We start from the raw sequence: 18,915 nt of genomic DNA, 5'->3' as shown, positions 1-18,915 counted from the left end.
GGTGCGTTACGCCGTGCCACCCCGACGCGCACCCGCAACCCAAACATCTGCAATCGCCCGATCATCGCCCATCATGATGGTGGCAAAAAGGCTTTCCCAGATATCCTTGGCAGCCGCGTGACGCTGTGCGATGGCGGGGGTCGAGTCGAGCGACAGCACGGTGATATCCGCTTCCATCCCTTCGGCCAGACTGCCGATGTGATCCTGCAGATGCAGGCTTCGGGCCGAGCCTGCGGTGGCGAGCCAGATCAACTGTGCCGCGTGTAGCGGGGTGCCGCGCAACTGGCCGACCTCATAGGCTGCCGCCATTGTTCGCAGCATGGAAAACGAAGAGCCGCCCCCGGTATCCGTTGCCAGCGCCAGCGGAATGCCCCGCGCGGCAAGGCCGGTCATGTCAAACAGCCCCGAACCGATGAAGGTGTTGGAGGTGGGGCAGTGGACTAGTGCGCCACCAACCTCGGCCAGCCGGTCGATCTCGCGCGGCTCTAGGTGGATCGCATGGCCGTAAAGGCCGCGTTCGCCCAGCAGTCCGTGGGCCTCATAGGTATCAAGGTAGTCGCGGGCCTCAGGAAACAACCCGCGCACCCATTCGATCTCATCCGTTTGTTCGCTGAGGTGGGTCTGCATCAGGCAACTCGGATGCTCGGCCCAAAGCGCGCCGAGGGCCGAGAGTTGCTCGGGCGTCGAGGTCGGAGAGAAACGCGGTGTGATCGCATAGCTCGCGCGGCCCTTGCCGTGCCAACGCTCGATCAGCGCTTTGCTGTCGTCATAGGCGGATTGTACCGTGTCGCGCAGCCCTTCGGGGGCGTTGCGGTCCATGCAGGTCTTGCCCGCCACGATCCGCTGGCCGCGATCCTCTGCCGCCTGAAACAGCGCATCGGCGCTGTGGGGGTGGATGGTGCAATAAGACGCGACCGTGGTGGTGCCATGGGCCAGCGTCAGGTCCAGATAGCGCGCGGCGATCTCATCCGCATAGGCGGGGTCCGACAGGCGCATCTCTTCGGGGAAGGTATAGGTGTTGAGCCAGTCAATCAGCCGCTTGCCCCAAGAGGCGATGATCGCGGTCTGCGGGTAATGCACATGGGCATCGACAAACCCCGGGCAGATCAGCGCATCGTCGTAGCGCGTCACCTCGGCCTGCGGATGGTCGGCACGCAGGCGTTCGCCATTGCCCACGGCGACAATGCGGCCGTCTTCGATCAAGACACCGCCTTCGGTGTCGATCTTCACGGCATCCTCCCAGGCGCTTTGCATCGGGTTGCCGGAATAGGTGAGCGTCGCGCCCAAAAGGAGTCGTTGATTTGTCATGCCAGTGGTTTAGGTGAGGGCGAGACGGGGAACAATACCGAAGCGTCGCGGGTGCCGTTGTACCCCCGAGGCCGCTCGCCTATTGTCGCCTCCAACAAGGGCACAGGCACGGAGAACGCGGATGGCAGAGCAGATCGAAGAGCTGGATCCGGCGGTACCCTCTGAGGAGAATGCCGAAGCCTATATGCTGGACCGCAAGGCCGTTGCCGCGATCCTTGAGACCGTAGAGGCGAACGATCAAGCCCATCTGACCCAGCTGATGGAGCCGCTGCACGCGGCGGACATCGCTGACCTTTTGGAGCAGATCGACGAGGATGACCGCGCCGCACTAATCCGCCTTTATGGGCAGGAATTCGACGGTGAGATTCTGTCGGAACTCGACGAGTCGATCCGCGAAGAAGTCATCTCCATCCTGACGCCGCAGGTTCTGACCCAAGCGGTGCGCGAACTGGACAGCGATGATGTCGTCGACCTGATCGAAGATCTGGAAGACGCGCAACAGGAAACCATCCTCGACGCGCTGGAGGAAACTGACCGGGTCGCCGTCGAACAGGCGCTGAACTGGCCGGAATATTCTGCCGGTCGTCTGATGCAGCGCGAGGTTGTGATGGCGCCCGAGCATTGGACGGTGGGCCAGACCATCGACCATTTGCGCGCCACCAAGGAAGAAGACCTGCCAGACCAGTTCTATCACATCGTCATGGTCGACCCGCGCCTGCATCCGGTGGGCAACGTGACGCTGGGGAAGCTGATGCGCTCGCGTCGCGAGACGCGGCTGGCGGATATCTTGGAGGAAACGTTCCAGATCATCCCCGCCATGCGCGATGAGGGCGATGTGGCCTATGCGTTTAACCAGTACCACCTGATCTCGGCCCCCGTGGTCGATGAAGAGGGGAGGCTGATCGGCGTCATCACCATCGACGACGCCATGGCGGTGCTCGACGAAGAGCACGAAGAGGACATCCTGCGACTGGCGGGTGTGGGTGAGGGCTCGCTTTCCGACCGTGTGGCGGAAACGACCAAACAGCGCCTGCCGTGGCTTGCGGTGAACCTCGTGACGGCGATTGCCGCCTCGATGGTGATTTCTCAGTTCGAAGCAGCCATCGCGCAGATCGTGGCGCTGGCAGTGCTGATGCCGATCGTCGCCTCCATGGGCGGCAATGCGGGCACACAGAGCTTGACCGTCGCGGTGCGTGCGATTGCGACGAAAGACCTTACCGGCTCGAACGTCTGGCGGGTGATCCGGCGGGAGGTTCTGGTGGGTCTGGTGAACGGGCTGATCTTTGCGGTGATCATGGGGATCGTCGGGGTGATCTGGTTCGGCTCTCCGGCGCTTGGCTATGTGATTGCGACCGCGATGGTGATTAACCTCGTAGTGGCGGGGCTTGCGGGCACCGGTATCCCGATTTTGCTGGAGCGGTTCGGGATTGACCCGGCGCTCGCCTCGGGGGCCTTTGTGACTACGGTGACGGATGTGGTTGGCTTTTTCGCCTTCCTCGGGCTTGCGGCGCTGGTGCTGTTGTGAGCGATTGCGCCACTCGGAAGGCCGAGGCGCGCAAGGCGGCATTTGCCCGGCGCAAGCCGTTGTTTGAGGCGGCGAATGCGGCACAGGCGGGGTATCTGTCTGAAGTGTTGGCGGGCTATCGCGGCGTGCCGCTTTCGGGCTTTATGCCCATTCGTACCGAAATCGACCCCCGCCCGACCATGGCCGAAGCCTGCGCCCACGGCCCGGTCGGCGTGCCGGTGATCATGTGGCCCGACCACCCGTTGTCGTTCTCGCGCTGGACGCCAGAGACGCCGATGGTCGCGGGCACTTTCGGTGCGATGATCCCCGAGCATAACGATTTTTTTGAACCAGAGATCGTGATCGTTCCGCTGCTGGCCTTTAACCGCGCGGGGGCGCGGCTGGGTTATGGCGGCGGATTTTATGACCGGACACTGGCGATGTTACGCGCGCGCAGGGCCACGATGGCGATCGGTTTCGCCTTTGCCGGGCAGGAGTGCGATGACATTCCGCTCGAGGAAACCGATGAGCCGCTGGACCTGATCGTGACAGAGGCCGGTGTGATCGAAGTGACGCAACGCTAACCCGCCCAGGCGGAATAAGGGTTGCCGCCAAGGCGTCTGCGTCCTAGTCCATAGTTTATGAAGATTTTGTTTCTTGGCGATGTGATGGGCCGGGCCGGACGGCGGGCAATCACCGAAAATCTGGCGCGGCTGCGGCGCGACTGGAAGCTCGATTTCATTGTGGTGAATGGCGAGAATGCCACCGGGGGCATGGGCCTGTCGGGCGCGCATGCCAAGACGTTGCTGGATGCCGGGGCCGATTGTCTGACCCTCGGCGATCACGCTTTCGACCAGAAAGACATGCTCAGCTTTATCGAGCAGGAGCCGCGCGTGATCCGCCCGCTGAACTTTTCCAAATCCGCGCCGGGCAAGGGGGCCAAACTGTTCACGGCGCAGAACGGCAAAAAGGTTCTGGTGACCCAAGCGCTTGGCCAAGTCTTTATGAAACGGCCCTTTGATGATCCCTTTTCGGCGCTGGAGCCGGTGCTGAAAACGCATCCTTTGGGCGGCATGGCGCAGGCGATCATCGTCGATATGCACTGCGAAGCCACGAGCGAGAAGATGGCCATGGGCCACTGGTGCGACGGGCGGGCGAGCCTTGTTGTCGGCACCCATACCCATGTGCCGACCGCCGATGCGATGATCCTGCCGGGCGGGACGGCCTACCTCAGCGATGCCGGCATGTGTGGCGATTATCATTCAGTGATCGGCATGGACAAGGCCGAGCCTCTGCGCCGTTTCATCACCGGCATGCCGCGCGAACGTTTCACCCCGGCCAATGGTGAGGCGACACTCTCAGGCGTTTATATCGAAACCGATGACCGCACGGGCCGTGCCACGCGGATCGTGCCGGTGCGCGAGGGCGGTGCCCTCCAGACCAGCACGCCCTGAGACCTGACAGCATGCGCCTTTGCGTCAGGCTTGCACAGGGCGCCGCAATCGGCGTAACTGGACAACGGCCTTTTGCCCGAACGACAGGTTCTTGATGGAATTTTTCAGCTTCTCTCCGATGGAGACGGCCGTTCTCACCCTTGTGGTGGTCGGCATGATGTTCGTGCTTTTCCTGCGCGAAGCCTTTCCCACCGAGGTGGTTGCCATTGCTGGGGCGGCTTTGCTGCTGGCAATCGGCGTTTTACCCTATGACGATGCCCTAGAGGTGCTATCAAACCCCGCGCCTTGGACCATTGCCGCCATGTTCATCATCATGGGGGCGTTGGTGCGGACCGGGGCGCTGGATGTGCTGACCCGGCTGGCTGAGCGAACGGCCAAGACCCACCCGAAATCCGCAGTGGCTGGGGTGGTCTTGTCGGTTATGGCGGCCAGCGCCGTCATGAACAACACACCCGTTGTTGTGGTGATGATTCCGGTGGTGGTGCAGCTGACCCGCACGCTCAACACAAAAGCTTCTAAGTTGCTGATCCCGTTGAGTTATGCCGCGATTATGGGCGGTTCTCTCACGCTGATCGGCACCTCGACCAACCTGCTGGTTGACGGTGTGGCGCGGGCACAGGGCATGGCACCCTTCGGTATCTTCGAGATCCTCCCCGTGGGCCTTGTGGTCTGTGCGTGGGGTCTGATCTATATGCTGTTTTTTGCCGACAAACTGCTGCCCGCGCGCGACAGCATGGCGAATATGCTGTCGGACCGTTCCAAGATGAAGTTCTTCACCGAAGCGGTAATCCCGCCCGAAAGCAACCTTATCGGGCGCGAAGTGCTGGATGTCCAGCTGTTCAAACGCGAAGGCGTGCGGCTGATCGACGTGGTGCGCGGTGATGATTCCCTGCGACGGAGCCTTAAGGGTGTCGAACTTCAGGTCGGGGACCGCGTGGTTCTGCGCACCCAAATGACCGAGCTTTTGAGCCTGCAAAACAACAAGGAATTGCGCCGCGTTGACCAACTGTCAGCGGTCGAAACCACGACCGTCGAAGTGCTAATCACACCGGGTTGCCGGATGGTGGGGCGCTCGCTGGGCTCTATGCGGTTGCGGCGGCGTTATGGGGTTTATGCGCTGGCGGTGCATCGGCGCAACCAGAACATCGGCCAGCAGCTTGAGCAACTGATCGTCAAAGTGGGCGACACGCTGCTGCTGGAGGGGGCTGCGGAAGATATTCAGCGGCTCGCCAGTGAAATGAACCTTGTGGACGTGACTCAACCATCGTCCCGCGCGTTCCGCCGGGGGCACGCGCCGATCGCCATTGCTGCGCTTGCGGGCATCGTGGTGCTTGCGGCCTTTAACGTGGCGCCGATTTTGGCTTTGGCTGTAATCGCCGTAGCGGTGGTGCTGGTGACGGGCTGTATCGACGCCGAGGAGGCGTTTTCTTTTGTCGAAGGGCGTTTGTTAGCGCTTATTTTTGCCATGCTGGCCGTGGGCGCGGCGCTGGAAAACTCAGGTGCGATTTCGCTGATCGTCGATAACATCGCACCGGGATTGGCAGAGTTGCCCCCCTTCTTCATCATCTGGGCGGTGTTTCTGCTGACCACGACATTGACCGAGATCGTCAGCAACAACGCCGTGGCCGTTATCATGACGCCCATCGCCGTCAGCCTCAGCACGGCCCTTGGCATGGATCCGCGCCCCTTGGTCGTGGCAGTGATGATCGCGGCCTCTTGCGCCTTTGCCACGCCCATTGGTTATCAAACCAACACGCTGGTTTACGGGCCGGGGGGGTACAAATTTACTGACTTCATGCGCATCGGCATACCGCTGAACCTAAGCATGTCGCTTTTGGTCAGCGCGGTGATCCCGCTGTTTTGGTAGATTAGAAAGGTACGCTCAGCCGCACCTCGGCTCAGGAAGAAGGGAGCGGGGGCTAAGATCGGCTTGATGAAGATGTCTTTGATGTTGTCTGGGCTAGACAATTTAAACCTTAAAAGGCGCGCTGAAGATGGCGCGCCTTTTGCGTTCTGCTTAGAGCGGCCAGAAGACGAGGATCGCCGGGATCGAAACGGCGACCACGATGATCTCAAGCGGCAGCCCCATGCGCCAATAGTCGCCAAAGGAATAGCCGCCGGGGCCAAGAATCAGCGTGTTGTTCTTATGTCCAATCGGCGTGAGGAAGGCCGAGGAGGCCGCCACCGCCACCGCCATCAGGAACGGGTCGGGCGATACCCCGAGCGACTGCGCCATCTGGATGCCCACGGGGGCCGCGACGATGGTCGTCGCCGTGTTGTTGAGCACATCCGACAGCGACATGGTCACCACCATCAGCACCGTCAGCACGACCCATGCGGGCAGCCCTTCGGTCAATCCGACAAGTGCGCCCGCAATTAGCTCGGTTCCGCCTGAGGTTTCCAGCGCTGCCCCCAGCGGGATCATGGACCCCAAAAGCACGATCACCGGCCATTCGATATGCGTGTAAAGCTCCGATAGCGGCACAATCTTGGCCAGCACATAGCCAACCACGACAATCCCAAGCGCGATGGGCAGATAGATCAGCCCAAAGGACGCCGCCGCCACTGCACCTGCAAACATACCGATGGCGAGCCACGTCTTGCTATCTTGGGTCACGGCAAGGCCCCGGTCGGCCAGCGGCAGCACGCCCAGCCAGTCGGTGACATGGGCCACCGTGTCGCGGGGGACCAACAGCAGCAGAATGTCACCGGGCTTCAATTCGGTCGTGCGCAGCTGCGAGGTGATCTTGCGGCCTTGCCGAGACAGACCCAGAAGCACCGTGCGCTGGCGCCACGAGAGGCCCACCGCCTGCGCCGTGCGACCATTGAGCCGCGAGGCCTCGGTCACCACGACCTCGACAATCTCGACCCCTTCGCCATCGGCCAGCAGCAGATCTTCGCGGTCACTGTCCGCCAGCGCGAGGTTCAGCGTGCTGCGAAATTCGTCCAGCGCGTCGGGCGTGGCTTCCAGCACGATCGCGTCTCCGGCCTGCAGCACCACATTGCGCGCGGTGCCATAGCGACGTTTGCCGCCCCGCATCAGCCCAAGGATCGCAACATCGGCCTTATGTGCTTCTTCCTGTAGCTCTGCCAGACGCTTGCCGATCTGCTTGTTGCCCTCGGGCACGGTCAGCTCGGCGATATATTCCGCGATATCCTCAGCCTCGATCATGGCGTCTTCGCGGGCGGGGATCAAACGCCAGCCAATCAAGGCCACGAAGATCAGCCCGGCGATGGCCGCCAGACCGCCCACCGGGGCAAAATCGAACATCTTGAACGGCGCGCCCAGCGATTCCTGCCGGATCGACGCGATGATGATATTGGGCGGCGTGCCGATCAGCGTCGCCATGCCGCCAAGGATGGTGGCAAAGCTCAGCGGCATGAGGCTCAGCCCCGGCGCGCGGCCCGCTTTTCGGGCAGTCTGGATGTCCACCGGCATCAGCAGAGCCAAAGCGGCGACGTTGTTCATAAAGGCCGACAGCACCCCGCCCACAGCGCCCATCATGGTGATATGAGCGCCTAAGCTGCGCGAACTGTCCACCAGCGTGCGGGTGATCAACATCACCGCGCCCGAACGCACCAGCCCGGCGGAAACCACCAGCACCAGCGCCACGATCAGCGTCGCCGGATGGCCAAAGCCGTCAAAGGCGTTTTCCGTGGGCACCACGCCCAGCACCACCCCGACCATCAGTGCGCTAAAGGCCACGATGTCATAACGAAAGCGGCCCCAGAGCAGCAGGCCAAAGACCGCGCCAAAGAGGGTGAAGAGAATAATCTGATCTGTGGTCATATATCCGGTCTAACGTGGTTGCCCCAAAGGAGGAAAGCTAAGCACAGGCCGGGTGGCTTGTTCCAGCGGTGATGCTGGCATATAGAGTGGCGCAAACGCATTGCCAGAACGAGGTATTCATGGCCGGTCACTCCAAATGGGCAAACATCCAGCATCGCAAGGGCCGTCAGGACAAGCTGCGCGCCAAGGTGTTTTCCAAACTTTCCAAGGAAATCACCATCGCGGCCAAGATGGGCGATCCCGACCCGGAAAAGAACCCGCGTCTGCGCATGGCCGTGAAAGAGGCCAAGGGCCAGTCCATGCCCAAGGACAACATCGAACGCGCCATCAAGAAAGCGATCGGCGGTGAGGGCGAAGATTACGAAGAAATCCGCTATGAGGGCTATGGCCCGAACGGCGTGGCGGTGATCGTCGAGGCGATGACCGACAACCGCAATCGCACCGCTTCGACCGTGCGTTCGACCTTTACCAAGAACGGCGGCAATCTGGGCGAGACAGGCTCGGTCGGCTTTATGTTCGAGCGCAAGGGCGAGGTGATCTATCCCGCTTCCGTGGGCGACGCCGACACCGTGATGATGGCAGCGATTGAGGCCGGGGCCGAAGATGTCGAAAGTTCTGAAGACGGCCACGTCATCTATTGCGCCGACACCGATCTCAACGAAGTCTCGACCGCGCTTGAGGCGGAACTGGGCGAGTCGGAATCGACCAAGCTGATCTGGCGTCCGGTCACGACGACAGAGATGGATCTTGAGAACATGGAAAAGCTGATGAAGCTTGTCGATGCGCTTGAGGAAGACGACGATGTGCAGCGCGTCACAACCAACTTTGAGGCTTCTGACGAGGTTATGGCGCAGCTTTAACGCGGGCCTTGCACCAGCGCCTCGCGCGCCGCGGCCCTTATGGCAGCGGTGAGCGGGGCGAGCGCGGGGGCCATGATCCGCGCGACCTGCCAGTAAAGTGGCACATCCAGCGGCAAAGCCTCGTCGAGTGAGACGAGCCGGCCTTTCTCCATATCCTCAGCCACCAGCGGGGTAGGGTTCATGCCCCAGCCCAAGCCTTCGCGCGCCGCCGCCACAAACCCGTGGCTTGAGGGCAGATGGTGGCTGGGCGGGGTTAGCCGCCGCCCGGTCTTTTGCATCAGCCAACGCCCCTGCAATTGATCCTTGCGGTTAAAGGTCAGCATCGGCGCACGCGCTAGTGTCTCAGCGGTTACGCCATCTGCGAACCACCTTTCCACATAGGCGGGGCTTGCCGTCGCGTGATAGCGCAGCGCACCCAAAGCCAGCACATCGCAGCCCGGTGCGGCGCGGGCTTGTCCGGTCACAGCCGCGCTGACCTCTCCACGCCGCAGCCAATCGGCGGAGGTGTCTTGATCGTCGATCACCAGATCAAACAGCATCTCCGGTATCTGCGCCAAGGCCGGGATGAGCCATGTCGCCAGTACATCCGCAGGCACCGCCAGCCGCAGCCGGGGCGGGGACGTGTTGCCGCTGACGCCCAATGCCTGCGCTTCGAGCAGGGCCACGTCTTCGGCATGTTTCGCCAGCCGCTGGCCCGTCGGCGTGCCGGTACAGGGTTGGCCGCGCAAGACCAGCGTGGTGCCGACTCGATCCTCAAGCGCCTTCACCCGCTGCGAGATGGCGGAGGGGGTGACCCCGAGCGCCGCCGCCGCCGCGTCAAAGCTGCCAAGTCGCAGGATGCTCGCCAAAGCGGTCAGTTGGGCGCTGTCTAGCTGCATAAGTTTTTCTAATCCAAGCGAAGACTATTGAATTTGAGTAATCTGAATCACTACGCTAGGCAAAAGCAACCCAAGACAGGACGCCCCAATGCTGACCTCCTTCCTCCCCGGCTTCGCGCTGAGCCTCACCCTCATCATGGCCATTGGCGCACAGAACGCCTTTGTCCTGCGCCAAGGGCTGCGGCGTGAGCATGTGCTGGCGGTGGTATTGGTCTGCGCCACCTCGGATGCGATCCTGATCACGGCGGGCGTGGCGGGTTTCGGCGCGCTGGTCGAAGCGGCACCGTGCTTCGGGCCACTGATGCGCTACGGCGGCGCGGCCTTCCTGTTGTGGTACGGTTGGCGCAACGCCGTGTCGGCATGGCGCGGCGGTGAGGGGTTGGAGGCCGAAGGGCAGGCCACCCGCAGCTTGGGCAAGGCGGTCCTGACCCTGCTGGCACTGACCTGGCTGAACCCGCATGTTTATCTTGATACACTGGTGCTGCTTGGGTCGATCTCGGCGCAATATCCCGACCGCCTGAGCTTTGGCATCGGCGCAGCGCTGGCGAGCTTTGTGTTCTTCTTCGCGCTTGGTTATGGCGCGCGGTTGCTTGCGCCGCTTTTCGCCAAGCCCCGCAGTTGGCAGGTTTTGGACGCCATCATCGCCATGACCATGTGGGGGATTGCGATCAAATTGCTTGCGATGTGAATAAAAGTGCCGCGTCCATCTTGCCCTTGGCAGCACTTTGGGAAAGGGTCGCGGCATGACACAAAACCCCGCAACCACCCCCGACATCCCCGTTCCCGCCAATCGCCCGCTTGTCGGGGTATTTTGGATGCTGGTGACGGGTGCGTGTTTCATCGGCGTGACTGCGCTAGTGAAATTCATGGGCCCGCGCCTGCCCTCGGCAGAGGCGGCCTTTTTACGCTACGCCATGGGGCTGGTGTTCATCTTGCCGATGCTGCGGTCGTTGTTGGCGACACCGGTCAGCAAACGGCAGTGGGGGCTGTTCGGGACGCGTGGTTTTTTCCACGCGGGCGGGGTGATCTTGTGGTTCTACGCCATGACCCGCCTGCCGATTGCCGAGGTCACGGCGATGAACTACCTCGCGCCGATCTATGTCACTGTCGGCGCTGCTATTTTTCTGGGCGAAAAGCTCGCGGCGCGGCGCATCGTGGCGGTCTGTCTGGGGCTGGCGGGGGCGGCGATCATCCTGCGGCCCGGTTTTCGCGAAGTCTCAACCGGGCATCTGGCGATGCTGCTGGCGGCTGTTGTTTTCGCGGGCTCCTACCTCTTGGCCAAAGTGCTGGCGGATGAGGCCCGCCCGGTGATGATCGTGACCATGCTGTCGATCTTCGTCACCATCGGGCTGGCGCCCTTCGCCTTCACCGTTTGGATTACCCCCACCGCGCAAGAGTTGCTGATCCTCGCGGGCGTCGCCTTTTTCGCCACGGCGGGGCATTTCACCATGACGCTGGCATTCGCCGCCGCCCCGGTGACGGTGACGCAGCCGGTGACATTCCTGCAATTGGTCTGGGCCACGATCCTCGGCGTGGTGGTCTTTGCCGAGCCGGTGGACATCTGGGTGGTGCTGGGCGGCGCGGTGATTTTGGGCTCGGTTACCTTTATCACATGGCGCGAAGCTATGCTGAAACGACAGGTCACGCCGCCCGCTCACGCCACGAAATTCTAACGGAGGCTGTGGCCTCCGGTAACTTGATTGACGAGTCAATAAAGATTCCCCTATCCTGAGGCGGTCAACACTGCCCCAAGGACCCGAATCCAATGCCCAAAGTCGGAATGGAACCCATTCGCCGCTCTGCGCTGGTCAAAGCCACCATCGCCGAGATTGGCGAGGCTCAGTCGCTGGATGTGACGGTGAGCCAAATCGCCAAGCGGGCGGGCATGTCCAGCGCGCTGGCGCATCACTATTTCGGCGGCAAGAATCAGATCTTCCTCGCCGCGATGCGGCATATCCTGTCGGAATATGCCGCCGGGGTGCGCGAACGGCTGGCCACGGCCCGCACGCCGCATGACCGGGCGGCGGCGATCATCGTCGCCAGTTTCGACGACACGGGCTTTCACCCCGGCACGATTAGCGCGTGGATGACGCTTTATGCCCATGCCCGCACCAATCCCGAAACGCGGCGGCTGCTAACGGCTTATCAAAGCCGCCTGCGCTCCAACCTCACCCATGCGCTGCGGCCGATCAGCCCCCAACCCGAAGGCGACGCCGACACATTGGCGGCGCTGATTGATGGGCTCTATCTGCGCGCCGCGCTGTCGGACAATGTCAGCGCTGCCGAAGCCATGACCCGCGCGCTCTATACCCTCGACCTGCTGTTGAAAGCGGGTCGCTGAACACGGCGGAGAAGGGCGGCATTGCCGCGCTCCGCCTCCTCGAACACTCCGCCCCTCAGGCAAGAAAGTATCTTTGATGTCCTATGATCCCCAACCCACAGCCAGCCATTTCATCGACGGCGCCTATGTCGAAGACATGAACGGCACGCCGATCCCGGTGATCTATCCCGCCACGGGCGAGACGATCGCCACGCTCTATGCCGCCACGCCTGCGATCGTCGAACAAGCCATCACCTCGGCCCGCAAGACGCAGGCCGCATGGGCCGCGATGACAGGCACCGAGCGGGGCCGCATCCTGCGCCGCGCCGCCGACATGATCCGCGAGCGCAACCACGACCTGTCGGTGCTGGAGACCTATGACACCGGCAAACCCTATCAGGAGACCTCTGTCGCCGATGCCACCAGCGGGGCCGACGCACTGGAGTATTTCGGCGGGCTGGCGGGCAGCCTGACGGGCGAGCATATCCAACTGGGCGAGGACTGGGTCTATACCCGCCGTGAGGCGCTTGGCCTTTGCGTGGGCATCGGCGCGTGGAACTATCCCACGCAGATCGCCTGCTGGAAAGCCGCGCCAGCGCTCGCCTGCGGCAATGCGATGATCTTCAAGCCCTCCGAGACCACGCCACTTTGTGCGCTGAAGGTGGCCGAGATACTCATCGAGGCTGGGCTGCCTGCGGGCCTGTTCAACGTGGTGCAGGGCATGGGCGGGGTGGGGCAATCGCTGGTGACTGACAGCCGCGTCGATAAGGTATCGCTGACTGGCTCCGTTCCGACGGGCCGCAAGGTCTATGCAGCCGCCGCTGAGGGCATCAAACACGTCACGATGGAATTGGGCGGAAAATCCCCCATGATCGTTTTTGAGGATGCCGATATCGACAACGCCGTGAGTGGCGCGATTTTGGGCAACTTCTATAGCTCCGGCCAGATTTGTTCGAACGGCACGCGGGTCTTTGTGCACCGCGACATCAAGGAGGCGTTTCTTGCGCGGCTGTCTGAGCGGTTGGAAAATGCCGTGATCGGTGACCCGATGGACCCCGACACCAGCTTTGGCCCGATGGTCAGCGACCGCCAGATGCAGATCGCGCTGGACTATGTGGCGAAGGGCGAGGCCGAGGGCGCCCGCCTGATCTATGGCGGTAAACGGATTGAACGCGACGGTTTCTACATGCAGCCCACCGTTTTCGCGGATGTCAAAGACGACATGGTCATCGCCCGCGAAGAGATTTTTGGCCCGGTCATGGCCGTGCTCGATTTTGAGGATGAGGCCGAGGTCATGGCCCGTGCCAATGCCACCGAATTCGGTCTCGCCGCTGGTGTCTTTACCCAAAATCTGACCCGCGCACACCGCGTGGCCGCCGGGTTTGAGGCGGGGACCTGCTACATCAACACCTATAATGACGCGCCCGTCGAAGCGCCCTTTGGGGGCATGAAAAACTCCGGCGTGGGCCGCGAAAACTCTAAGGCGGCGATCAACCATTATAGCCAGTTGAAGTCGGTCTACGTCCGCATGGGCGATGTCGAAGCGCCGTTCTAAGCAACGGAAAATTAGGCCGCAGCGCATAAAGCCGACACCGTCGGGCGCTGCCCCGCACCCGTGCGGATTTGCGGAAGGTAAGTGGAATGGAAGCTGAATTTGTAATCGTCGGGGCGGGGTCTGCGGGCTGCGCCATGGCCTACCGTCTGGCCGAGGCGGGGCGCCGCGTGATCGTCATTGAACATGGCGGCAGCGACGCGGGGCCGTTTATCCAGATGCCCGCGGCGCTCAGCTATCCGATGAACATGCCGCGCTATGACTGGGGCTATAAGTCCGAGCCTGAGCCGAATTTGAACAACCGCGAGCTGGTCTGCCCGCGTGGCAAGGTGATCGGCGGGTCATCCTCGATCAATGGCATGGTCTATGTGCGCGGCCATGCCAGGGATTTCGATCATTGGGAGGAAAGCGGCGCGCAGGGCTGGGGCTATGCCGACGTGTTGCCCTATTACAAACGCATGGAGACGTGGCACGAGAACGGCCACGGCGGGGATGCGGCATGGCGCGGCAAGGACGGGCCTTTGCATGTCGGCCGTGGGCCGCGCGCGAATCCTTTGTTTGATGCCTTTGTGCAGGCTGGGTCGCAAGCCGGGTACCAGATGACCGAGGATTACAACGGCGAGAAGCAAGAGGGCTTTGGCCCGATGGAGCAGACGGTCTGGAACGGGCGGCGCTGGTCGGCTGCGAACGCTTATCTGCGGCCTGCGCAAAAGACGGGCAACGTCACCTTGATCCGCGCGCTGGCGCAGCGCGTGGTGATCGAAGAAGGGCGTGCCGTGGGCGTCGAGGTCAAGCGTGGCAAGACGGTCGAGGTCATCCGTGCGCAGCGCGAGGTTGTGCTGGCGGCATCGTCGATTAACTCCCCGAAACTCTTGATGCTCTCTGGCATCGGCCCCGCCGCCCATCTGGCCGAGCATGGGATCGATGTGGTCGCAGACCGTCCGGGTGTAGGGCAGAATTTGCAGGACCATCTAGAGCTTTACATCCAGATGGCCTCAAGCCAACCAATCACGCTCTATAAGCACTGGAATCTGCTGTCCAAGGCGGTGATCGGGGCGCAGTGGCTGTTTACAAAGACCGGTATGGGGGCGTCGAACCAATTTGAATCCGCCGCCTTCATCCGCTCGAAGCCCGGCGTGGACTATCCAGACATTCAATACCATTTTCTGCCAATTGCGGTGCGCTACGACGGGCAGGCAGCGGCCGAAGGGCATGGATTTCAGGCCCACACCGGGCCGATGCGGTCCAAGTCGCGGGGTGACATCACGCTGCGGTCGGCTGACCCGGCGGAGGCGCCAAAAATCCGCTTTAACTACATGTCGCATCCCGATGACTGGGAAGAGTTCCGAACCTGCATCCGCCTCACGCGCGAGATATTTGGGCAGGAGGCGTTCAAGCCTTTCGTGAAGCACGAAATCCAACCCGGTGCCGCGCTGCAATCGGACGCAGAGCTTGACAGCTTCATCGCTGAACATGCCGAGAGCGCCTATCACCCCTGCGGCACCTGCCGCATGGGCGCGGCCGATGACCGGAACGCCGTGGTCGACCCACAGGCCCGGGTGATCGGGGTTGAGGGGCTGCGCGTGGCCGACAGTTCGATCTTTCCACGCATCACCAATGGCAACCTGAACGCGCCGTCGATTATGGTAGGAGAGAAGGTTTCGGACCTGTTGCTGGGCCGTGATCCGCTGCCCCGCGCCAATGAAGAACCTTGGATGCATCCGAACTGGCAGGTGGCGCAGCGTTGATCGTTAACCTCTCTTAATTCGGTCCCTTGAAGCTGGCGGGGCAGGGCGTCATACCTGTCCCATGTTAAGAATTTGTTCACTTTTCGCCCTCAGCCTCTCGCTGAGCTTTGGGGCCGCTTCGGCCGGGGCGCAGACCGTCTCAGGCGTGGTGCGTGTGATTGATGGGGATACCTTCGATCTTGGCGGTACGCGCATTCGTTTGCATGGGATCGACGCACTTGAGGCGCGTCAAACCTGTGAGACCGAGGGCGGGCAACCTTGGGCCTGCGGGGATTGGACGACGAGGGAGGTGCGCGACCGTTATCAAGGGGAACAGGCCCAGTGCGAAGAACTGGATCGGGACCGCTATGGGCGTATTGTTGCGCGATGCCGTATCGATGGCGTCGACGTGGGGCAGGCGTTGGTGCAGGACGGGCTGGCCTTTGCCTATCGCAAATACTCGATGGATTATGATCTGGATGAAAAAGCCGCCTTTGTCGCGGGGCGCGGAATTCATGGCTTCAAAACGGTGTCCCCTGCGCGTTATCGCGTGACCCGACGCAGCGGGGCGGAACCCGAGCGTCCCGAGGGAAGTTGCCAGATCAAGGGTAACATCAGCGCCAAGGGAACCAAGATTTATCACATGCCGGGGCAGAGTTTTTACAGCCGGACCCGGATCAGCAGCCAAAATGGAGAGCGTTGGTTCTGTTCCGAGGCGGAAGCCCGCGGCGCTGGTTGGCGACGCGCGCAGCGCTGATCACTCTACCCGATAGGGCAGCACGTCGCGCAGATGCGGGTCAACAACCAACTGCCGTTCCAGCGGTGGTACAGAACGTTGATGGCAATCGCGGCGTTCGCAGATACGGCAGGAAATGCCAATCGGCTCAAAGGCTTCTGCGCGATTGATATCCATCCCATCGGCGTAAACAAGCGCGGGCGCATGGCGCAACTCACACCCCAGAGAAATCGCGTAGCGCCGCACTGGCGCCCCAAACCGCCCCGCCGGTTTCGAGATATCGCGCGCCAGACTAATATAGCGCACCCCATCAGGCGTTTCGGCCAATTGCCGCAGAAAACGGCCCGGCGTCTCAAAGGCGCGGTGAACATTCCACAGCGGGCAGGCGCCGCCAAAGCGCGCGAATTGCAGCCGCGTTGCAGAATGGCGTTTGGTGATTGTGCCGGCTTGATCGACACGCACAAAGAAGAAGGGGATACCCTTCGCCCCGGGCCGCTGTAAGGTCGACAGCCGATGCGCCACCTGTTCGATCGAAGCGCCGAAATGCCCGGCCAGAACCTCAAGGTCATGGCGGCAGGCCTGGGCCTTTTTCAGAAAGCGCCCATACGGCAACAGTGCCGCCCCAGCGAAGTAATTGGCCAGCCCGATTTTGGCGATGTCTCGCGCAGCGGCGCTGTGGAACCGGGCCAGATCAAGTGTCGCCTCTAGCAGTGCGTCTTGCCGGGTTAGCGCCACTTGCAGCAAAAGCTGAAAGGTCTGCGTCTCAGGTGCCGCACGGGCAGAGAGCTGCAGCGTTTTACTGGCCGGATCGTAAGCGCGCAGGCGGTCATCATCGTCGAAAACCACCGACAATCCGGCATTGCTGAGGGCGGCCATCGCCGTCGTCCGGGCATCGCCAGTCGTGCCTTTGCGGGTGGCAAAATGTTCTGCCGCACGGTCGACCGCATCAATGTAATTGTCGCAATAGTGAAAGAAGTCCCGCACCTCTTCCCACGGAGAGGGGGTGGCGCGCGCATCTTCGCGCCCCAAAGCTTCGTCCAATGAGGCAAGTCGTTCGTGCACCTGCCGGTAGCTTTGATGTAGAGCTAGAAATGCATGCGCGAGCCCCGGTGCGTTAGAAGCGGTAAGACGCAGATCAGCTGTTGGCGGCGCCTTTCCAGCGAAAATTGGATCGGCCAGGGCTTCGCGCAGATCGCTTACCAATCGCTCTCCGTCTCCACTGGAAAGTTCGGTCACATCCAGCCCAAACTCTGAAGCTAGCGCCAGCACGACACTGGTGCTGACGGGGCGGTTGTTGTTTTCCATCTGGTTGAGATAGGGCAAGGATACGCCAAGCCGGGCGGCAAAGTCTTTTTGCGTCAGCCCCGCGCGGGTGCGGGTTTCACGCAGTTTCACACCGGCGTAGAGTTTTTGGATCGCCATCCGCGCCCCTTTGCAACTTTGCAGTTTTCCGCAGCGTAGCTTTGCAAACTGATGGTCGCAAGGTGGGTCGCGTGGCTAACGCAGGTTACAGGCCCAAGACCTTCTCGCGGTGAATTACCAGCCAGATCGACCCGACCGAGGCGATGGCCGTCAGCAGCATCAGCCACAAAAGCGGATAGGCCCCTGTTTCAGGGGTAAGCAGCGCCCCCGCCAGTGCGCTAAGCGCCGCGCCGCCAACGATCATGATCGCTCCGCCAAGACCAGAGGCCGTGCCCGCCAGATGCGGTCGCACGGACAGCATGCCCGCGGTGGCATTGGGGATGCACAGCCCATTGCCCAGACCGACCAGCGTCATTAGCCCAAAAAAGCTGAGTGGGGAGCCGTAGCCGGCGAGGAAGATTAGCAGCGATACTGTGCCGCCAACCGCGTTGGAAATGCAGCCCCAAAGCACCAGCGTATTAACCCCGTAGCGGGTCGCGGTGCGCGCGGTGATGAAATTGCCGACGAAATAGCCAATGGCGGGCGCGCCAAAATAGATGCCCAGCACTGCCGGTTCCATCCCAAACACAACGGTCCCCACGAAGGGCGCGCCGCCGAGATAAGCAAAAAACGCACCCGAGCAGAATCCCGTCGCCAGCGCATAACCCCAAAAACGTGGGGAGCGCAGGAGCTCAGGGTATTCACCAAACTGTTGGGCCAAAGATTTGCCACTCGCACGGGCCGTTTCGCCCAAATCTGCCCACGCGGCCCAGAACACAAGCCCGCCAAGGATGAGCATTGCCCAGAAGGAAGCCTGCCAACCAAAGGCTTGTTCTAGCAGGCCGCCCACGGCGGGGCTGATCATCGGCACCAGCGCCATACCCATGGTGACATAGCCGATCATCGAAGCTGATTGTTCTTGAGTGTAAAGATCGCGGATCACCGCACGGCTGAGAACCATGCCAGTGGCAATGACAGCCTGCGCCATTCGAAAGACAAGAAAGATGCCGATATTTGATGCAAGCAAGCAGCCAACGGTCGCCCCAAGAAACAGCCCCAACCCCCAAAGCATAACGCGCCGCCGCCCAAGGTTGTCCGAGATTGGACCGATAAAAATCTGCAATATCCCGCTGAAGAACAGATACAGCGGCACCGAAAGCTGGATGACAGCGTAATCCGTGCCGAAGTGCTCTGCCATTTTTGGCAGGCTTGGCAGAAATATGTTCATCACCATGGCCGAAAGCCCCGCAAGCAGGATCAGCGTGGAAATGTGGGGCGGGGTCGTCCGGTCTAAATACCGGACACGGGGGAGATCGCTCATGCAATGGCAAGTAGTCGGGGGGGTGAGCAATGTCCATGTTAACTAGATTTATTTGCAACTTTTC

General features: G+C 61.7%; 16 protein-coding genes. 11 read left to right on the top strand and 5 right to left on the bottom strand.

Annotated elements, in window-relative coordinates:
* Positions 1-6: 6 nt before the first annotated feature.
* Entirely contained in the window at positions 7-1,308 is a 1,302-nt protein-coding gene (gene guaD / locus BM229_RS06600) for a guanine deaminase (protein WP_093926819.1), read from the bottom strand.
* 121 nt (positions 1,309-1,429) lie between these two features.
* Between guaD and mgtE the strand changes: the two genes are divergently transcribed.
* The 4 genes from mgtE to BM229_RS06580 all read left to right on the top strand — a co-directional run bounded on the left by mgtE (position 1,430) and on the right by BM229_RS06580 (position 6,133).
* On the top strand, positions 1,430-2,833 hold the full coding sequence (gene mgtE / locus BM229_RS06595; RefSeq protein ID WP_093926818.1) for a magnesium transporter: 1,404 nt from the start codon (positions 1,430-1,432) through the stop codon (positions 2,831-2,833).
* On the top strand, positions 2,830-3,396 hold the full coding sequence (locus BM229_RS06590) for a 5-formyltetrahydrofolate cyclo-ligase (RefSeq protein WP_093926817.1): 567 nt from the start codon (positions 2,830-2,832) through the stop codon (positions 3,394-3,396). The genes mgtE and BM229_RS06590 overlap by 4 nt, the downstream gene beginning before the upstream one ends.
* Positions 3,397-3,453: 57 nt before the next feature.
* Positions 3,454-4,266: a TIGR00282 family metallophosphoesterase gene (locus tag BM229_RS06585; protein ID WP_093926816.1), complete on the top strand. Its 813-nt coding sequence runs from the start codon at positions 3,454-3,456 to the stop codon at positions 4,264-4,266.
* A 94-nt stretch (positions 4,267-4,360) separates the two neighbouring features.
* Positions 4,361-6,133 (top strand): SLC13 family permease, encoded by a 1,773-nt coding sequence (locus tag BM229_RS06580; protein WP_093926815.1) that lies wholly within the window; start codon positions 4,361-4,363, stop codon positions 6,131-6,133.
* A 150-nt stretch (positions 6,134-6,283) separates the two neighbouring features.
* Here the strand turns inward: BM229_RS06580 and BM229_RS06575 are convergent, their stop codons facing one another.
* Positions 6,284-8,056 carry an SLC13 family permease gene (locus BM229_RS06575; RefSeq protein ID WP_093926814.1) on the bottom strand — a complete coding sequence of 591 codons (1,773 nt, stop codon included), beginning with the start codon at positions 8,054-8,056 and terminating at the stop codon, positions 6,284-6,286.
* Between the two features lie 119 nt (positions 8,057-8,175).
* Between BM229_RS06575 and BM229_RS06570 the strand changes: the two genes are divergently transcribed.
* The gene (locus BM229_RS06570) at positions 8,176-8,916 is read left to right on the top strand and encodes a YebC/PmpR family DNA-binding transcriptional regulator (RefSeq protein WP_093926813.1); all 741 of its coding nucleotides are present in this window, start codon (positions 8,176-8,178) and stop codon (positions 8,914-8,916) included.
* Here BM229_RS06570 and BM229_RS06565 read toward each other — a convergent pair.
* Positions 8,913-9,794 (bottom strand): LysR family transcriptional regulator ArgP, encoded by an 882-nt coding sequence (locus BM229_RS06565; RefSeq protein WP_093926812.1) that lies wholly within the window; start codon positions 9,792-9,794, stop codon positions 8,913-8,915. The genes BM229_RS06570 and BM229_RS06565 overlap by 4 nt on opposite strands.
* Positions 9,795-9,882: 88 nt before the next feature.
* Here BM229_RS06565 and BM229_RS06560 point away from each other — a divergent pair, with 88 nt between their 5' ends.
* The 6 genes from BM229_RS06560 to BM229_RS06535 all read left to right on the top strand — a co-directional run bounded on the left by BM229_RS06560 (position 9,883) and on the right by BM229_RS06535 (position 16,150).
* Positions 9,883-10,482, top strand: coding sequence for a LysE/ArgO family amino acid transporter (locus BM229_RS06560; RefSeq protein ID WP_208604029.1), 600 nt, complete (start codon positions 9,883-9,885; stop codon positions 10,480-10,482).
* Between the two features lie 55 nt (positions 10,483-10,537).
* Positions 10,538-11,467 (top strand): DMT family transporter, encoded by a 930-nt coding sequence (locus BM229_RS06555; protein WP_093926811.1) that lies wholly within the window; start codon positions 10,538-10,540, stop codon positions 11,465-11,467.
* 92 nt (positions 11,468-11,559) lie between these two features.
* Positions 11,560-12,135 carry a choline-binding transcriptional repressor BetI gene (betI, locus tag BM229_RS06550; protein WP_093926810.1) on the top strand — a complete coding sequence of 192 codons (576 nt, stop codon included), beginning with the start codon at positions 11,560-11,562 and terminating at the stop codon, positions 12,133-12,135.
* A 76-nt stretch (positions 12,136-12,211) separates the two neighbouring features.
* The gene (betB, locus tag BM229_RS06545) at positions 12,212-13,669 is read left to right on the top strand and encodes a betaine-aldehyde dehydrogenase (RefSeq protein ID WP_093926809.1); all 1,458 of its coding nucleotides are present in this window, start codon (positions 12,212-12,214) and stop codon (positions 13,667-13,669) included.
* An 86-nt stretch (positions 13,670-13,755) separates the two neighbouring features.
* Positions 13,756-15,414, top strand: coding sequence for a choline dehydrogenase (gene betA / locus BM229_RS06540; RefSeq protein ID WP_093926808.1), 1,659 nt, complete (start codon positions 13,756-13,758; stop codon positions 15,412-15,414).
* Positions 15,415-15,475: 61 nt separating this feature from the next.
* Positions 15,476-16,150 (top strand): thermonuclease family protein, encoded by a 675-nt coding sequence (locus tag BM229_RS06535; RefSeq protein WP_093926807.1) that lies wholly within the window; start codon positions 15,476-15,478, stop codon positions 16,148-16,150.
* Here the strand turns inward: BM229_RS06535 and BM229_RS06530 are convergent, their stop codons facing one another.
* Both BM229_RS06530 and BM229_RS06525 read right to left on the bottom strand, forming a co-directional pair.
* On the bottom strand, positions 16,151-17,551 hold the full coding sequence (locus tag BM229_RS06530; protein ID WP_093926806.1) for a helix-turn-helix domain-containing protein: 1,401 nt from the start codon (positions 17,549-17,551) through the stop codon (positions 16,151-16,153).
* Positions 17,552-17,636: 85 nt separating this feature from the next.
* Positions 17,637-18,851, bottom strand: a complete 1,215-nt coding sequence (locus BM229_RS06525; protein ID WP_093926805.1) for a multidrug effflux MFS transporter — start codon at positions 18,849-18,851, stop codon at positions 17,637-17,639.
* Positions 18,852-18,915: the final 64 nt, after the last annotated feature.

Source organism: Sulfitobacter dubius, assembly GCF_900113435.1.
GTDB lineage: Bacteria > Pseudomonadota > Alphaproteobacteria > Rhodobacterales > Rhodobacteraceae > Sulfitobacter > Sulfitobacter dubius.
This window is presented reverse-complemented; position numbering and strand designations above follow the sequence as displayed.

What these genes read in the sequence shown, in the direction of transcription:
- BM229_RS06570 (WP_093926813.1), top strand. Translation starts at nt 8,176, where the DNA reads ATGGCCGGTCACTCCAAATGGGCAAACATCCAGCATCGCAAGGGCCGT.
- betB (WP_093926809.1), top strand. Translation starts at nt 12,212, where the DNA reads ATGTCCTATGATCCCCAACCCACAGCCAGCCATTTCATCGACGGCGCC.
- BM229_RS06555 (WP_093926811.1), top strand. Translation starts at nt 10,538, where the DNA reads ATGACACAAAACCCCGCAACCACCCCCGACATCCCCGTTCCCGCCAAT.
- BM229_RS06575 (WP_093926814.1), bottom strand. Translation starts at nt 8,056, where the DNA reads ATGACCACAGATCAGATTATTCTCTTCACCCTCTTTGGCGCGGTCTTT.
- guaD (WP_093926819.1), bottom strand. Translation starts at nt 1,308, where the DNA reads ATGACAAATCAACGACTCCTTTTGGGCGCGACGCTCACCTATTCCGGC.
- mgtE (WP_093926818.1), top strand. Translation starts at nt 1,430, where the DNA reads ATGGCAGAGCAGATCGAAGAGCTGGATCCGGCGGTACCCTCTGAGGAG.
- BM229_RS06585 (WP_093926816.1), top strand. Translation starts at nt 3,454, where the DNA reads ATGAAGATTTTGTTTCTTGGCGATGTGATGGGCCGGGCCGGACGGCGG.
- BM229_RS06560 (WP_208604029.1), top strand. Translation starts at nt 9,883, where the DNA reads ATGCTGACCTCCTTCCTCCCCGGCTTCGCGCTGAGCCTCACCCTCATC.
- BM229_RS06580 (WP_093926815.1), top strand. Translation starts at nt 4,361, where the DNA reads ATGGAATTTTTCAGCTTCTCTCCGATGGAGACGGCCGTTCTCACCCTT.
- BM229_RS06535 (WP_093926807.1), top strand. Translation starts at nt 15,476, where the DNA reads ATGTTAAGAATTTGTTCACTTTTCGCCCTCAGCCTCTCGCTGAGCTTT.
- betA (WP_093926808.1), top strand. Translation starts at nt 13,756, where the DNA reads ATGGAAGCTGAATTTGTAATCGTCGGGGCGGGGTCTGCGGGCTGCGCC.
- BM229_RS06530 (WP_093926806.1), bottom strand. Translation starts at nt 17,551, where the DNA reads ATGGCGATCCAAAAACTCTACGCCGGTGTGAAACTGCGTGAAACCCGC.
- BM229_RS06525 (WP_093926805.1), bottom strand. Translation starts at nt 18,851, where the DNA reads ATGAGCGATCTCCCCCGTGTCCGGTATTTAGACCGGACGACCCCGCCC.
- BM229_RS06565 (WP_093926812.1), bottom strand. Translation starts at nt 9,794, where the DNA reads ATGCAGCTAGACAGCGCCCAACTGACCGCTTTGGCGAGCATCCTGCGA.
- betI (WP_093926810.1), top strand. Translation starts at nt 11,560, where the DNA reads ATGCCCAAAGTCGGAATGGAACCCATTCGCCGCTCTGCGCTGGTCAAA.